Below are 15,283 nucleotides of genomic sequence, written 5' to 3' on the forward strand. Positions count from 1 at the left end.
CGCTGGCAATGGTGCGGGGCCGATGCCGTGTCGATCGCGGGTCAGGCCGTGCCGGCGCGAAGCGCTGCGTCCGCACGAAATTCCGCCAAGAATCGGACGGCAACAAAAAAGCCCCGCCGCGGCTGCGGACGGGGCTTTCGGAGCCGGAGCGCCGGGACTTAGAACTTGTAGTTCACGCCCAGCAGCACGGTACGGCCGTATTTCTGGTATTCCAGCTGCTGGTTCTTCGAGCCGTTGTAGGTCTCGTAGGCCGCGTTGCGCAGGTTGTTCGCCTGCAGCACCACGCCCACATTCTTCAGCGGGCCGTCCTGGAACGTGTAGCCGACCTGGAAGTCCAGGATGTTCTCGCCCACGACGTAGCGCAGCGAACGCTCGGCCGCGAAGTTGCCGATCTCGCCCACGAAGTCGGAGCGCTTGCGCTGCGACAGGCGCGTCTCGAAGCCGTTCTTCTCGTAGTACACGGTCAGGTTCGTCACGCGCTTGGACAGGCCAGGCAGCGGGATGTTCTGGCCGATCGAGCCGTCCGGTTCCTGGATGGCGATATTGCTGTCGGTGTAGGTGCCGCTGGCAACGATGCCGAAGCCGTCCAGCACCGGCGTCAGCATGTTCAACGGCAGGGAGCCGGACAGCTCGACGCCGCGCATCGTGCCGCCATTGCCGTTGTACGGCGCCTTGTAGTCGCCGAATTGCGTGTTGGCCTTGGTGCCCGGCGTGTACAGCGAGAAGTCATACGTGCGGGTCTGCGTGAAGATGTACGTGTCGAGCTTCTTGAAGAAGAACGCACCGGCCAGGTAGGCCTTCTTGCCGAAGTACTTCTCGTACGAGATGTCGAACGCCTTGGCGCGCCATGGGTCGAGCTGCGCGTTGCCGCCCGAAGCGCCCGGCTTGAACGTCGTGTCGGACACGCCGAAGTCCAGCGCGGAGCGCAGCTGGTCCACGCGCGGACGGGCGATCTGCTTGGCCAGCGCGACGCGCACGGTCTGGTCGTTCGGCAGGCCGAAGTTCAGGTTCATGCTCGGCAGGTAATCGGTGTACGACTTGCCGTCGTGGACCGGCTTGACCTGCTGACCCACCGGCGCTGTGCCGTCGAAGTAGCGCGAGTCGGAGAACTGCTTGGTGTGCTGGACCTGCACGCCCACGTTACCGCGCAGCGAGATGTCGCCGAATTCGTGCTCGATATTGGCCTTCGCGAACGCCGTGCTGATCTTCTCCGAGACCGACCAGGTCTTGGCGATCAGGTAGCCTTCCGTGGTGGACGGCTTGAAGGTCATGTACTTGCCGACGACGCCCGGCACGTTCCACGCTGGGACGCTGCCGATGCCGGCGAAGCCCAGGTCGACGGTACCGTACAGCAGCGACGGATCGATCGTGGTCGGGCTGCCGGCCAGGTTGATGTTGCCTTCCGGCTGGGTCTTGTCCTTCGAACGGTCGCTGTAGTTCACGCCGATGTCGAAGCCGGAGAACCAGTTTTCCAGCGCGCCGGTGGCGGCGAAGTTGGCGGTCAGCTTGGCGCTCTTCAGCTCGTCCTCGACGTACGGCGTCTTGCCGTAGCCGGAGCCGTAGATCGTGTTCTTGACGTACAGGTTGGCCGGGTTGCTGTAGTCCAGGCCTGGCGTCATCGTCGGGAAGGTACCCGTGTTGAAGCCCAGGCGCACGTTGTCCAGGTATTGCGAGCTGTTGACGGCGCCCAGCTGCAGGTTGTTTTCCAGGCTCAGTTCATCGCGCTTGGCTTTCGACCAGCTCAGGTCCGCCACCAGCTTGACGCCGCTCAGGCGCAGTTCATTGTTCCAGCCCAGCGCGCGGATGTCGTCGCGGCGGTCGGTGTACATGCCACGCACCAGCGGATAGACATTGTTGGCGGTGGCGCTGCCGATCGCGTTGCCGTTCTTCGTCACGTTGGTGAACAGCAGGCCCGGTTGCAGGTTGCCGTTCCAGCCGCCCAGCGGAATCTCGAACTGGTTGGCCGTGTCTTCGTGCTTGAAGATCGACGCGTAGAAGTCCACGGTGCTGGTGAACTGCTTGCTCGGACGGTATTCGACCACGCCCATCAGGCCGTCGCGGCGGTTGTAGCCGGTGCGCGAGAGCGCCTTGATGCCGTCGGTCGTCGTGGTGCCGGCCGGCAGGCCAGGACGCGATTCCGTCTTCCACGGTTCGTAGATACCGGTCTCCTGTGCCAGCACTGGCGACTCCAGGTGCGCGTAGCCGATGGCGAAGCCCAGCGTGCGATTCAGGAACTGGTCGATGTAGCTGACGGAGAAGCGGTTGCCCACCGATTTCGTGTTGGCGATGCTGCCCAGCGAGTTGGCCTCGCCGCGCGCGTTCAGCGCCACGGTGCGCTTGCCGAAGTTCAGCGGGCGCACGGTCTGCAGGTCGACCGTGCCGGACAGGCCCTGGCCGATCAGGCCCGCATCGGGCGTCTTGTAGATGGTCACGCCGGACAGCAGCTCGGACGGATACTGGTCGAATTCGACGCTGCGGTTGTCGCCGGTGGAGACCTGCTCGCGGCCATTCAGCAGGGTCGTGGCGAAGTCGGGCGACAGGCCGCGCACCGAGATCACCTGGGCACGGCCGGCGACGCGCTGGGCGGCCAGGCCTGGCAGGCGGGCGATCGACTCGGCGATCGACACGTCCGGCAGCTTGCCGATGTCTTCGGCCGAGATGGCCTCGACGATGGACGTGGAGTCCTTCTTGACGGAGATCGCATCCTCGATACCGCGGCGGATACCGGTCACGGTCACCGTGGTCATCGGCGCCGGCGCGGCGTCGGCCTGGGTATTCTGTGCTTGCTGTGCAAAAGCCGGATTGGCCAGCGCAGCGACGAAGAGCGCGCAGCCGGCCGCCACTGGGCTCAGTTGCAGGGCTGTGCGCGTGCTGCGCTCAGGCGCGAAGAATTTCATCAAAGTCCCCTCACTAAACTAACGAATTTTTCCCGCACCAGCCGCGCATGGGCTCGAAGGCGATGGCCTAACTGAACTACACGGGAATCCAAGGTATGCGGCCGCTCTTTTAGACGTCCTGCAAGAATTTTGTACTAAAACTAGATTGTGTGTCAATTAAAGTTCTGTCGGGACACGTGCATTCTGCCTTGCTCCCAGGGCATTCAGAGGCGATAACGAGCGCTTCGTTGTATTTCGGGTACAGCCTGCGCGATCGAGCTATGTAGGGCAACTACAAATTTATACGCAGGAACGGGGTTTTTTGCAGGCTTTTGTAGGAAATATTAAAAAGATCAGGACTGACTGTATTTCGACTACCTACTTTTGCCCACTGTCATTACATCGTTTGATCGTCATTCGGAAGCATAGTATGCTTGCCGAAAAAACAGCCTGAACAAGGCGACAACAAATTGTAGTCCTGCTACTTCTTTGGAGGAGACGTCCCATGAAGCGCATCGCCGCCCTGGCCTTGCTGGCCGGCGCCTGCACGCTGGCACCCGCCGCGGCCTACCGCATCGATCATGTCGAACCGGCGTTCTGGTGGACCGGCATGCAGCACAAGACGCTGCAATTGCTGGTGCACGGCCCCGCGCTTGCCGACCTGCGGCCTACGCTGGACTACCCGGGCGTGCGCATCGCGGCCGTGACCCGGCTGGCCAATCCGAACTACCTGTTCATCGACCTTGCCATCGACGACAGCGCCCGCGCCGGCGGCTTTGACATTGCCTTTACCGCGGCCGGCACGGCACGCCCCGTGCTCCGGCAGCGCTATGAACTGCGGGCGCGGGCGCCGGGTTCGGCCCAGCGCCAGGGCTTCGGCCCGGCCGACGCCATCTACCAGGTCATGCCCGACCGCTTCGCCAATGGCGACCCGGCCAACGACAGCGTGGCCGGCATGGCCGACAAGGTGGACCGCGCCAACGGCGGCGGGCGCCATGGCGGTGACCTGGCCGGCATGACGGCCCATCTGGATTACGTGGCGGCGCTGGGCTTCACGCAAATCTGGCCGACGCCGCTGGTCGAAAACGACATGCCGGCCTTTACCTACCACGGCTACGCGGCGACGGACTTCTACCGCATCGACCGCCGCTACGGCAGCAACGAGGACTACCGCCGCTTCGTGCAGGCGGCGCGCGAGCGCGGCATCGGCGTGATCCAGGACGTGGTGCTGAACCATATTGGCAGCCGGCACTGGTGGATGCAGGACTTGCCCGCCCCGGACTGGATCGGCTACCAAGGCAAGCCGGTGCTGACGGCGCACCACCGCACCGCCACGATGGACCCGTACGGCAGCCGCGCCGACGCGCGCAACTTCACCCAAGGCTGGTTCGCCACCGCGATGCCGGACCTGAACCAGGCCAATCCACTGCTCGCCAACTACCTGATCCAGAATGCGATCTGGTGGATCGAGTACGCCGGGCTGTCCGGCCTGCGCGTCGACACGTACGGCTACTCCAACCCGCAATTCCTGACCGAGTGGTCGCGCCGCCTCACGGCCGAATACCCGCGCATCAACCTGGTGGGAGAAGAGTGGAGCACGCGCGTGCCCGTCGTGGCGCGCTGGCAGCGCGGCAAGCAGAACTTCGACGGCTACGTGTCGCACATGCCGTCGATGATGGATTTCCCCCTCAACGACGCGCTGCGCAAGGGCCTGGCCAGCACGGCGGAGAACAACCATGACGGCGGCTTCAGCCTGACCGACCTGTACGAGACACTGTCGCTCGATTACCTGTATCCGGACGCCGGCAACCTGGTGCTGTTCGAAGGGAACCACGACCTGCCGCGCACCTTCAGTGTGCTGCGCCAGGACGTGGCGCTGTGGCGCATGGCGATGGCGTATGTGCTGACGGCACCGCGTATCCCGCAGCTGTACTACGGCAGCGAGATCCTGATGACCAGCACGACCGAGGGGCGCGACGACGCCTCCTACCGCCGCGATTTCCCGGGCGGCTGGCCGGGTGACAGCGTGAACGCCTTTACCGGCGCGGGCTTGACGCCAGCCCAGCGCGAGGCCCAGGGCTGGCTGAAAAGGCTGCTCAACTGGCGCAAGGGCGCGACCGTCATCCACCACGGCCGCACGCTGCATTTCGGCCCCGAGCGAAACACGTATATCTACTTCCGCCACGACGACCAGGCCAGGGTCATGGTCGCCCTGAACAAGAACGCCAGCGCCACCGTGCTGCCGCTGGCACGCTTCGGCGAGGGGCTGGCCGGAATGAAACGGGGCCGCGACGTCGCCAGCGGCGCCGTGTTCGACCTGACACAGGACACCGTCACGCTGCCGGCACGCAGCGCATTGATACTGGAGCTCGAATGATGCGACGTACCCCGATCGCCGCCTTGCTGGCGCTGGCGGCCATCAGCACCGCGCAGGCGGCGGAACAGACGATCGCCTGGGGCGCCCTGGGCAAGCAGGTCAATGTGCGTTTCACCAGCGCCGGCGACGATGCCCAGCGCAGCTATACGCAAACGACGGACCTGCCGCTGCGTCCGGGCGATCCGCGGGAAGTACGCTACGCGGAGCAGGCCGACCTGCCGCGCGTGCGCAGCGGCAACCTGGCCTTCGACGCGCTGTTCGCGCTGGCCGGTGCGGAGATGAAGCAGAACGCCGTGTCGGCCATCCGCGACGACAGCTACAACGGCGGCCAGCCGGTGTCCTGCGCGTGCTTCGAGACGGGCGAGAAATGGCATTATGTGTGGACGCGCGACCTGTCGTATGCGGCCGACCTGGGCCTGGCCCTGCTGGACCCGGAGCGGGTACGCGATTCGCTGCTGTTCAAGCTGTCGGGCTACCGGCCCGGCGTGAGCAAGGCGGCGCCGGCTGCCGGCACGACCGACGGCCTGCAGATCGTGCAGGACACGGGCAGCGGCGGCAGCTGGCCGGTCAGCACCGACCGCGTCACCTGGGCCTTCGGCGCCGATGCGGCCTTGAAGACGCTGCCACCTGCGCAGCGCGCCGCCTTTGCCGCCACCGCCCTGAAGGCGCTGGCCAACACGATCGAGAACGACCGCATCGCCGCGTTCGATCCGGCCGCGGGCCTGTACAACGGCGAGCAGTCCTTCCTCGACTGGCGCGAGCAGACCTATGCGGCCTGGGTGCCCGGGAACCTGCCGTATATGGCGACGGCCAAGGCGCTGTCCACCAACGTGGCGCATTACCAGGCGCTGAACCTGGCGGCGCGGCTGGCCCGCGAAGCCGGCGACGCGGCGAATGCGCAACGCTGGGAAGGCTGGGCGGCGCAGCTGAAGGACGCCATCAACGCGCGCTTCTGGCTGGCGGGTGCCGGCATGTACAGCAGCCTGACGGCCGGCCATTTCGACGGCGCAGCGCTGCACAAGTTCGACTGGCTGGGCCAGGCGCTGGCCATCGTCACCGGCATCGCCGATCCGGAACAGGCGCGCAGCATCCTGGCGCACTACCCGCACGGCCCAATGGGCGCGCCCGTGATCTGGCCGCAGCAGCCGGACCAGCCGATCTACCACAACCGCGCGATCTGGCCGTTCGTGACGGCCTACGGCCTGCATGCCGCGATCGCCGGCACCAACGTTGCGGTCGCCGACGCGGCCTACGAGACGCTGTTCCGCGCCGCGGCCATCAGCGGCTCCAATATGGAAAACCTGGAATGGCTGTCCGGCCAGCCGCTGCTGAATGACCCGGCCCGGCCGCAGCTGGACGGACCGGTGGTCAACTCGCGCCGCCAGCTGTGGTCCGTCGGCGGCTACCTGGGCGCGGTCATCTCGGGCGTGTTCGGCATCGATGCCACGCACGAGGGCCTGGTCGTGCGCCCCTTCATCACGGCCCGGCTGCGCGGCGACACGTTCCAGGGCAGCGACAGCGTGAGCCTGTCGAATCTGGTCGTGCGCGGCAAGCGCCTGAACGTGCGCATCGCGCTGCCGCCGCCGGCCCAGGTGGACGGCTACTACCCGGTGGCCGCCATCGCGATCAACGGCAAGCCGGCCAGCTCCCCCATCAAATGGGACGCGCTGCCGGACGACGCCAGCATCGCCGTGACGCTGGGCGAACTGCAGCCGGGCCGGCAGGAGATCACGCGCGTCGCGGCCGCGCCCCTCGCCGCGGACAGCCGGGTGACGGCACCTTCCGAGCCCGCGATCGCTGCATTGCGCCGCGCCGGCGGCAATGCGGTGCTGGCGTTTGGCGGCAAGCCGCCGGCCGGTGTCGCGTACGACGTGTGGCGCGACGGCAAGGCGGTCGCCACCGGCATCGCGGCGGGCACCTGGACCGACCGCAAGCCGGCTGGCGCGTCGTGCTACGCCGTCGAGGCGGTCCACCTGGCCACGGGCCTGCGCAGTCACCACAGCATGCCGGCCTGCCTGGGCGAAGCGGACGCGATCGTCATCGACCGCGCCGCGCCCGACTGGGGCAGGCCGGACGAAGAGCTGTCGGTGGACGACATCGCCATCGCCAAGACCGGCACCTACCAGGTGCAGGTACGCTACCGCAACAATGCCAACCGCATCAACCTGGGCATCAGCGGCGGCGTGAAATGGCTGCGCGTCAGCGACGCGGCTGGCAAGGTGGTGGCCGAAGGCGTCGTGCAACTGCCGCACACGCCGGCCGGCCAGGCGCTGTATTCGACACCGCTGGCGGCGCGGCTGCCAGCGGGCCGCTACCGCGCGCGGCTGTCCGACTTCCACAACATGAGTTACCTGCAGTCGAATGCGACGTTCGCGGATGCCGGCGGCAAGGCCGGGCCGTCGAACCGCATCGACGTGCTGGGCCTGCGCCTGCTGCCCACCGCCACCGGCACCGCGATGCCGGTGGCGCGCGGCACGCTGGAGCTGATCGAGAAGGTGCGCTCGCCGCAACTGGGCAACGAGCGCTCGCTGCGCGTGTGGCTGCCGCCAGGCTACGCGGCCAACCCGGCCAGGCGCTATCCGGTGCTGTACATGCACGACGGCCAGAACCTGTTCGACCCGAAGACGGCCTACAGCACGGAATGGCATATGGACGAAGTGGCGGACCGGCTCGCGGCCAGTGGCGCGATGCGCGAGATCATCGTCGTCGGCATCGACAACACCCCCGACCGCATGGCGGAGTATGCCGAATGCTGCGACGCGCGCTGGGGCGGCGGCAAGGGCGGCGAGTACGCCGCCTTCGTCGCCGACACGGTCAAGCCGCTGATCGACGCGCGCTACCGCACCCTGCCCGGCCGGGAGCACACGGCCGTCATGGGATCGTCGATGGGCGGCATCATCTCCGTCGCCATCGCCCAGCGCTATCCAAGCGTGTTCGGCATGGCCGGCACGATGTCCGGCTCGTTCTGGTGGAATAACGGCACGCTGATCGACAGCACCCCGGCCGGCCTGCCGGTACGCTTCTACATCGATGCCGGCACGGCGATGGACGGCGTCGAGCTCACGCGTTCGTTCCACAACGCGCTGCTGGCGCGCGGCTACCGCGACGGCAAGGAGCTGCTGTATCACGAGGATGCCGGTGGCGTGCACAACGAGCGCGATTGGTCGAGCCGGGTGCATCGGGCGTTGACCTGGTTCTTCCCGGCCAACTAGAGACCCGTGGTGTCAGGCACCTATCTTCAGGTCTCCGACCTGAAGATAGGTGCCTGACACCGGTGGGTTTATGTCACCTGTGGATTAGACAAACCCGATGCGGTAGACGTTGGTCAACCGCGTCTCCCCCGCCAGCCGCGTCTCCTCCACGAAGCGCAAGCCCAACTTCTTCAGCATCGCGTTCGACGGCCCGTTCCCGGGCGACGTGATGCCGTACAGTTGCGGCAGGCGCAGCGTATCGCGCGCGTGCGCCAGCACCGCGGCGGCGGCCTCGTAGGCGTAACCCTGGCCCCAGTAGGCGGGCCGCAGCGCATAGCCGATGTCCGTGTCCGGCAGCGTGTCGCGCCGGATCAGGCCGCACAGTCCCATCGGCACGCCGTCCGCGCGGCGCGTTACCAGGTACAGCGAGTAGCCCAGGCGACGCTGCAGTTGCATCGGGCCGGCCAGGATGTGGGCCCGCGCATCCTCGATCGTACGCACGCCCTTGTCGCCGATGTGCTCCAGCCACGACGGCTCGTTGACCAGCTCCAGATAGAACTGCGCATCGTCCGTGTCGAGCGTGCGCAGCACCAGGCGTGGGGTCTCCAGCACGATCATCGCGGCACCTGCGGGCGCGAGGCCAGGCGGAAGTCGGCCTGGGCGGGCCGCCCCGGCAGGTGCAGGCTGGCGACGGGGCGCGGCGTCTCGGCCACCACCTGGCCGCGCCGCATGACCAGCCGGCGCGCCGCGCGCAGCCGGATCGCCTCGACCGGGTCGGCCGCGTCCAGCAGCACCAGGTCGGCGTGGCAGCCGGGCGCGATGCCGTAGCCTTCCAGGCCGAGAATACGCGCCGGTGTGGCGGTGACGGCGTCGAAGCACGCGCGCATGGCTTGCTGGCCCGTCATCTGCGCCACGTGCAGTCCCATGTGCGCCACCTCCAGCATGTCGCCGGAGCCCATGCCGTACCAGGGGTCGAGCACGCAGTCGTGGCCGAACGCCACCTCCACCCCGGCCGCCATCAGTTCCGGCACGCGGGTCATGCCGCGCCGCTTCGGATAGGTGTCGTGGCGGCCTTGCAGGGTGATGTTGATCAGCGGGTTGGCGATGGCGGCCACGCCGCTTTCTGCGATCAGCGGCAGCAGCTTGCTGACGTAGTAGTTGTCCATCGAGTGCATCGACGTCAGGTGCGAGCCGGCCACGCGACCGTGCAGGCCCAGGCGGTGCGTCTCGGCCGCCAGTGTCTCGATGTGGCGCGACAGCGGATCGTCCGATTCGTCGCAGTGCATGTCCACGCGCAGGCCCTGCTGCGCGGCGAACTCGCACAGGATGCGGATCGACTCGGCGCCATCGGCCATCGTGCGCTCGAAGTGGGGAATGCCGCCGACCACGTCGACGCCCTGCGCGATCGCCCGCTTCAGGTTCGCCAGCGCGGTCGGGCTGCGCAGCAGGCCGTCCTGCGGGAACGCGACCAGTTGCAGGTCCAGGTACGGCGCCACGCGTCGCTTCACGTCGAGCAGCGCCTCCACCGCCAGCAGGCGGTCGTCGCAGACGTCCACGTGACTGCGGATCGCCAGCAGGCCGCGCGCCACGGCCCAGTCGCAGTAATGCAGGGCGCGTTCCACCAGCGCCTGCTGCGTCAAGTCCGGCTTCAGCTCGCCCCACAGCGCGATCCCTTCCAGCAGGGTGCCGCTGGCGTTTACGCGCGGCAGGCCATAGCTCAGCGTCGCGTCCATGTGGAAATGGGCGTCGACGAACGGCGGGGTGACGAGGTCGCCGCCCGCGTCGATTTCGCGCGCGCCGCGCGCCGCCAGCTTGGGCTCGACGGCGGCGATCCGCCCCGCCTCGATGGCGATATCGATGCCGGTACGACCGTCCGGCAATGTGGCGTTACGGATCACTACGTCCATCGGTGCGCTCCATCAGTTGGCTTGTCCGATTGTAGGCAGAGCGGCTGGGTTCGTGCAAACAAATCGACGACAACGCTTTGTGCTCATCCGCAATGTTGCGGTGCATAAATTCCGCCTGCCAAACCCAGGCGGTCCCGGGCGGAAATTGCTTTGCAATGCGGGCAATCATGGCTAGAATGCCTTTATTGCATCGCACCATCGTCACCGTTTTCCCTGCATCATTCCCCCATTCCAGGAGTGCTTATGACTTCGATTACCGAGCAATTGTCCGCAACCGGCAAGTCGCAACTTGAAACGCAACTGAATCTGATGGACACGGTGCTGCGCAAGTCCGTGGAAGGCATGCAGCAGGTCGCCGCGCTGAACCTGCACACGGCGCGCAACGTGTTCGAGCGCAGCACCACTTCGGCGCGCGAACTGCTGGCCGCGAAGGATGCGCGCGAGATCCTGACCCTGGCCACGAAACCGCTGCCGACCGTCGAAGGCCTGCTGGCCTATGGCCGCGAGCTGTTCAGCATCGCCAGCCGCGCCCAGGCCGAGCTGCTGCAGTCGGCCAGCGCGCAGTTCGGCGCCTCGGGCAAGGCACTGGTGCTGGGCGCGCCCACGCCGGCCGTCGCCGAGACGCCGGCCCACGTGGCGGCCCATGCCGGTGAAGCGGCCAATGCGGCCGTGCACCAGGTGGCCGACAACGTCGAGGCCGCAACCCAGGCCATCGCCCGCAGCGCCCAGGAAGCGACCCACGTGGCCACCCAGGCCACCACCCAGGCCGCCCAGGAAGCGGCCGCCGCGGCACGCGAGGCCGCCCGCGCCGCCGCCGAAGCGGCACCGCCCGTGGTGCAAGCCACGGAGCACGTGGTGGAAGCCGCCACCGACAACGTCGAACAGGCCACCGAGGCCATTGCCGCCGCCGTGGCGGAAGCCGCGCCGGTGACGCCGGCCGCGCAGGTGGACGACGGGGCCGGCGCCCCGAAAACAGCGCGCGGCCGCCCGGCCGCCAAGCCGGTGGCGCAGGCGCTGGCCGATATCGCCGACAAGCCGGCCACCAGCTTGAAGTCGGTGCCTGGCAAGGCGCAGCCGCGCAAGTAGTCGGAACGCTGGCAAGACCCTTGGGGACAGGCACCTGTCTCAGGGCGTTACCGCCCTGAGACAGGTGCCTGTCCCCGGTGCTTCCGGCGCCGCACGGCGCAGTCCGGCACGATCGATAGTCCTGAGGTATCCTGACGGCCTTCGTCAAGGATATGTCATGAGTTTATCGAGACTGATCGGCGGCTTCGTGCGCTCGCATTGGCGGGCGTACGCCGGTGCCGCGGTCATGCTGGTCGGCGTGGCCCTGATCGCCATCTGGATTCCGCGCAAGGTCGGCGCCATGATCGACGCGCTGGCGGCCCATCAACTCACACGCGATGGACTGCTGGCCGACGTCGGCCTGCTGCTGCTGGTCGGCGTGGCGAACTACGCGCTGCGGGTGGCCTGGCGCATCCGCCTGTATTCGGCCGCCTACCGCCTCGGCGTGGAACTGCGCACCCGCTTCTACCGGCGCCTGGCGCTGCAGGGTCCGGCCTTCTACCAGAAGCAGCGCACCGGCGACCTGATGGCGCTGGCCACCAACGACATCGACGCCATCGAGATGGCCGCCGGCGAAGCCATGCTGGCCGGCTTCGACGGCACGCTGACGCTCGTCATGGTGCTGGGTGTGATGACACTCGGCGTCGACTGGCGCCTGGCCCTGGTCGCCCTGCTGCCCTTCCCCTTCATGGCGTATGCGTTCTGGCGCATCTCGTCGCACATCCACACGGCGTCGGCCGACTCGCTCAAACGCTTTTCGGCGCTCAACGACCACGTGCAGGAAACGCTGACCGGCGTCCGCACCCTGCGCACCCTGGGCCTGGAAGCGCGCAGCGCCGCCACGTTCGGCGAGCTGGCCGGCAAGGCGGCCGATGCCAGCCTGACGGCGCAGCGCTGGGAGGCGGCCTACGAACCGGCCGTGGGCCTGGCGCTGACGGCCGCCACCGGCCTGACCCTGGGCGTGGGTGGCTACCTGGTGTGGCAGGACCAGTTGACGATCGGCGCACTGACCAGCTTCTCGATGTACCTGGGCCAGCTGATCTGGCCGATGTTCGCGGCCGGCTGGGTGCTGTCGCTGATCGAACGGGGCCGCGCCGCCTGGGCGCGGCTGCACCCGATGCTCGATGCGCCGCTGTCGATCGACGACCGCGGCAACGTGGCCGCGCTGGCGCCAGGCGAGCTGGTGCTGGACGACGTCACGGTCTGCTATCCGGGCCAGACCGAACCCGCGCTGGCCGGGGTTTCGCTGCGGCTGCGCCCGGGCCAGACGCTGGGCCTGGTCGGCCCCACCGGCGCCGGCAAGTCGACGCTGTTGCGCGTGCTGCTGCGCCAGCTGACGCCGCGCTCGGGCAGCGTGCGCTGGGGCACGCATGCGCTGGACGACTATACGCTCAAGGCGCTGCGCGACGCGATCAGCTGGGTGCCGCAGGAGTCCTTCCTGTTCTCCGCCTCGATCGCCGAAAACATCGCGCTGGCGCGGCCGGACGCGACGCGCCAGCAAGTGGAGCATGCGGCCGACCTGGCCGCCATCCACGACGACATCCGCCTGTTCCCGCACGGGTACGAGACGGAAGTGGGCGAACGCGGCATCACGCTTTCCGGCGGCCAGCGTCAGCGCGTGGCGATCGCCCGCGCGCTGCTGTCCGATAACGACCTGCTGCTGCTGGACGACGCGCTGTCGGCCGTCGATACCGGCACCGAGACGCGCATCCTCGAACACCTGGAGGAGCTGCGGCGCGAACGCCCGCAGCGCAGCGCCATCATCGCCAGCCACCGGCTGTCGGCCGTGGTCAACGCCGACCATATCGTCGTGCTGAAGGCCGGCCGCATCGTGGAAGCGGGCACGCACGACGAACTGCTGGCACTGGACGGCTGGTATGCCAGCCAGTGGCGCTACCAACAACTGGAGGCCAGCCTCGATGCACTCTGACCGCACCGCCGAAGAAAAACGCGACCAGAAGGCGCAGATGCGGCGCGCCTTCGGCCTGCTGCGGCGCGCCGCGCTGCCGGACCGCCACCACCTGGGCTGGGCCGTGCTTTGGCTGGCCTGTGCCGCCGGGCTGGAGGTGATCGGCCCGCTGCTGGGCAAACGCCTGATCGACGAACACCTGCTGCCGCGCGCGCTGGACTGGACCACGATGTCCTTGCTGCTGGGCGGCGTCGTGCTGACCGGCTGGGCCGCCAGCTGGCTGCGCTACCTGCAGCTGACGCGCCTGTCCGGCCTGGCCATGCGCTCCGTGCAGCGCCTGCGCGAGCAGGTCTACGGCCACGTGCTGCGCCTGCCGATGGCGTTCTTCGACCGCGCCATCACGGGCCAGCTGGTCTCGCGCGTGACCAACGACACGGAAGCCGTCAAGGGTCTGTATATCCAGGTGCTGTTCGTGATCCTGGACAGCACCATCGTCCTGGTCGGCACGATCGCGGCGATGGCGTGGCTGGACTGGCGCCTGATGCTGATCGTCGTGGCACTGATGCCGTTCGTGCTCCTGATCGTGTGGTTGTACCAGCGCCTGTCCGCGCCGGCGGTGACGCGCGCGCGCCAGCTGCGCAGCGACATCAACGCGCAAATGGCCGAGTCGATCGGCGGCATGACGGTGCTGCAGGCGAACAACGCCGAGCAGCGCTTCGCGGAACGCTTCGCCCGCACCAATGCCGACCACTACACGCAACGTGTGGCCGAGATCCGCGCCAATGCCTGGCTGCTGCGCCCGGCGCTGGACATGCTGAACGTGGTGCTGCTGGCGGCCGTGATCTGGTTCTTCGGCCAGCGCGGCGGCAGCGGGGCGCTGAACGCCGCCGAGGTGGGTGTGCTGTACGCCTTCATCAACTACATCGCCCGCGTGATCGAGCCGCTGATCCAGATCACCATGCAGTTCAGCCAGTTGCAGCAGTCCGTCGTCGCCAGCGCCCGCGTCGCCGGGCTGCTGGACGAAGCGGGCGCCCCGGAGCATGGCAAGGGCGCGGGCGTGCGCAAGGCTGCCGCCAACGCTGGCGACGGCCCGGCGATCGCGATCCGCCACCTGGACTTCGCCTACATCGACGATCAGCGCGTACTGCACGACCTGTCGCTGGAGATTCCGCAAGGCGCTTTCTTCGGCATCGTCGGTCACACCGGCAGCGGCAAGTCGACCTTGCTGTCGCTGCTGCTGCGCTATTACCCGGCGCGCCACGGCAGCATCCTGATGAACGGCGTGCCGCTGGACGACATCGACATCGAGCAGTTCCGCGCCGACGTCGGCCTGGTGCCGCAGGACCCGTTCCTGCTGGCCGCTTCCGCTTACGAAAATATCGACATGGGCCGCGGCCTGCCGCGCGCGCGCATCGAAGCGGCGGCGCGTGCCGCCCATGCGCACGACTTCATCGCGGCGCTGGAGAACGGCTACGACACGCTGCTGGGCGAAGGCGGCTCGCGCCTGTCGTCCGGCCAGAAGCAGCTGATCGCGATCGCCCGTGCGCTGGCCGGCGAACCGCGCATCCTGCTGCTGGACGAAGCGACGTCGCGCATCGACAGCCAGACCGAGCAGATCGTGCAGGAAGCGCTGAACGAGCTGCGCGGCCGGGTGACGATCGTCGCCATCGCGCACCGTTTGTCGACGATCCGCGAGGCTGACCGGATCATCGTGCTCAATCACGGCCGTATCGAAGAGGCGGGTTCGCATGACACGCTGATGCAGATCGAGGGCGGACTGTACCAGCGCTTATATCTGTTGCAACAGTTAGCGGCCTGATATCGCGGTTCTTGGTACCGGCAAGCAACAATAACAGCCCTGCAATGCTGTTAATTCAAGTGTGTTGCGTAAAAGCTTAACCGAAGACACGAATACGCCAAATTACCGTTGTGTGAATCGTTCTTTGGTGCAACAGGCA

At 67.5% G+C, this 15,283-nt stretch carries 8 protein-coding genes; 5 read left to right on the plus strand and 3 right to left on the minus strand.

Annotated features, from left to right (window positions below; all coding sequences use genetic code 11):
• Positions 1 to 158 precede the first annotated feature (158 nt).
• A complete protein-coding gene (locus E7V67_021515; protein WUR12256.1) occupies positions 159 to 2,897 on the minus strand; it encodes a TonB-dependent receptor in 2,739 nt (912 codons plus the stop codon).
• Between the two features lie 484 nt (positions 2,898 to 3,381).
• Here E7V67_021515 and E7V67_021520 point away from each other — a divergent pair, with 484 nt between their 5' ends.
• Together E7V67_021520 and E7V67_021525 are read left to right on the plus strand one after the other, a co-directional pair.
• Positions 3,382 to 5,253: a glycoside hydrolase family 13 protein gene (locus E7V67_021520; protein ID WUR12257.1), complete on the plus strand. Its 1,872-nt coding sequence runs from the start codon at positions 3,382 to 3,384 to the stop codon at positions 5,251 to 5,253.
• Positions 5,250 to 8,465 (plus strand): alpha/beta hydrolase-fold protein, encoded by a 3,216-nt coding sequence (locus tag E7V67_021525; protein ID WUR12258.1) that lies wholly within the window; start codon positions 5,250 to 5,252, stop codon positions 8,463 to 8,465. Before E7V67_021520 ends, E7V67_021525 begins: the two co-directional genes overlap by 4 nt.
• Before the next feature lie 84 nt (positions 8,466 to 8,549).
• Here E7V67_021525 and E7V67_021530 read toward each other — a convergent pair whose 3' ends face one another.
• Complete coding sequence (locus tag E7V67_021530) at positions 8,550 to 9,062, minus strand: GNAT family N-acetyltransferase (protein WUR12259.1); 513 nt, start codon at positions 9,060 to 9,062, stop codon at positions 8,550 to 8,552.
• Positions 9,059 to 10,351: an amidohydrolase family protein gene (locus tag E7V67_021535; protein ID WUR12260.1), complete on the minus strand. Its 1,293-nt coding sequence runs from the start codon at positions 10,349 to 10,351 to the stop codon at positions 9,059 to 9,061. The genes E7V67_021530 and E7V67_021535 overlap by 4 nt, the downstream gene beginning before the upstream one ends.
• A gap of 243 nt (positions 10,352 to 10,594) precedes the next feature.
• On the opposite strand from E7V67_021535, the gene E7V67_021540 reads away from it, so the two are divergent.
• The 3 genes from E7V67_021540 to E7V67_021550 all read left to right on the plus strand — a co-directional run bounded on the left by E7V67_021540 (position 10,595) and on the right by E7V67_021550 (position 15,144).
• Positions 10,595 to 11,437 (plus strand): phasin family protein, encoded by an 843-nt coding sequence (locus E7V67_021540; GenBank protein ID WUR12261.1) that lies wholly within the window; start codon positions 10,595 to 10,597, stop codon positions 11,435 to 11,437.
• Positions 11,438 to 11,594: 157 nt separating this feature from the next.
• Positions 11,595 to 13,346, plus strand: a complete 1,752-nt coding sequence (locus E7V67_021545) for an ATP-binding cassette domain-containing protein (protein WUR12262.1) — start codon at positions 11,595 to 11,597, stop codon at positions 13,344 to 13,346.
• Positions 13,336 to 15,144, plus strand: coding sequence for an ABC transporter transmembrane domain-containing protein (locus E7V67_021550; protein WUR12263.1), 1,809 nt, complete (start codon positions 13,336 to 13,338; stop codon positions 15,142 to 15,144). Before E7V67_021545 ends, E7V67_021550 begins: the two co-directional genes overlap by 11 nt.
• The last annotated feature ends 139 nt before the right edge of the window (positions 15,145 to 15,283 follow it).

Source organism: [Empedobacter] haloabium (genome assembly GCA_008011715.2).
Taxonomy (GTDB): domain Bacteria; phylum Pseudomonadota; class Gammaproteobacteria; order Burkholderiales; family Burkholderiaceae_D; genus Rugamonas; species Rugamonas haloabia.

What these genes read in the sequence shown, in the direction of transcription:
- E7V67_021515 (WUR12256.1), bottom strand. Translation starts at nt 2,897, where the DNA reads ATGAAATTCTTCGCGCCTGAGCGCAGCACGCGCACAGCCCTGCAACTG.
- E7V67_021520 (WUR12257.1), top strand. Translation starts at nt 3,382, where the DNA reads ATGAAGCGCATCGCCGCCCTGGCCTTGCTGGCCGGCGCCTGCACGCTG.
- E7V67_021525 (WUR12258.1), top strand. Translation starts at nt 5,250, where the DNA reads ATGATGCGACGTACCCCGATCGCCGCCTTGCTGGCGCTGGCGGCCATC.
- E7V67_021530 (WUR12259.1), bottom strand. Translation starts at nt 9,062, where the DNA reads ATGATCGTGCTGGAGACCCCACGCCTGGTGCTGCGCACGCTCGACACG.
- E7V67_021535 (WUR12260.1), bottom strand. Translation starts at nt 10,351, where the DNA reads ATGGACGTAGTGATCCGTAACGCCACATTGCCGGACGGTCGTACCGGC.
- E7V67_021540 (WUR12261.1), top strand. Translation starts at nt 10,595, where the DNA reads ATGACTTCGATTACCGAGCAATTGTCCGCAACCGGCAAGTCGCAACTT.
- E7V67_021545 (WUR12262.1), top strand. Translation starts at nt 11,595, where the DNA reads ATGAGTTTATCGAGACTGATCGGCGGCTTCGTGCGCTCGCATTGGCGG.
- E7V67_021550 (WUR12263.1), top strand. Translation starts at nt 13,336, where the DNA reads ATGCACTCTGACCGCACCGCCGAAGAAAAACGCGACCAGAAGGCGCAG.